This is a genomic window from Pseudomonas paraversuta, from assembly GCF_904063065.1.
Taxonomy (GTDB): Bacteria; Pseudomonadota; Gammaproteobacteria; order Pseudomonadales; family Pseudomonadaceae; genus Aquipseudomonas; species Aquipseudomonas paraversuta.
Map to the genome: position 1 here is coordinate 1 of NZ_CAJFCL010000030.1, position 561 is coordinate 561.

At 63.5% G+C, this 561-nt stretch carries 1 protein-coding gene; it reads right to left on the reverse strand.

Going from position 1 to position 561, the window contains the following annotated elements; genetic code table 11:
* On the reverse strand, positions 1 to 491 hold a 491-nt coding region (locus JQ845_RS22775; RefSeq protein ID WP_203009506.1), incomplete at its 3' end, for a hypothetical protein.
* Between the last annotated feature and the right edge of the window lie 70 nt (positions 492 to 561).

Consider the following 561-nt stretch of genomic DNA (forward strand, 5'->3'; position numbering starts at 1 on the left):
GCTGAGACGAGTGCGATGTCGGAGCGGATGTCTATGCGGATGCCTTTGTCTAGGGAGATGCGGAAGGCGATGCCTAGTGTGATGCCGATGCCGATGCTGACGCGGATGCTGACGCCGATGCTGATGCGGACGCCGACGCCGACGCGGATGCGGATGCGGATGCGGATGCGGACGCTGATGCTGATGCTGATGCCGATGCCGATGCCGATGCCGATGCGGATGCCGACGCCGATGCGGACGCCGATGCCGACGCGGATGCGGATGCGGATGCGGATGCCGACGCTGACGCGGATGCGGATGCTGACGCCGATGCCGATGCCGATGCCGATGCCGACGCCGATGCGGATGCGGATGCGGATGCCGATGCCGATGCTGATGCTGATGCGGATGCGGACGCCGATGCCGACGCGGTAGGAGAAGCAGACGCGAGAGCAGATGCCGCTGCCGACGATGCCGCAGTGCGCCATGCAGATGGAGCAGACAATGATCATGACTAAGCAGATGCTACTGCATATCGCGGTACGTGTACGGAGTCTACTACTACCTCCTAGGCACCACACG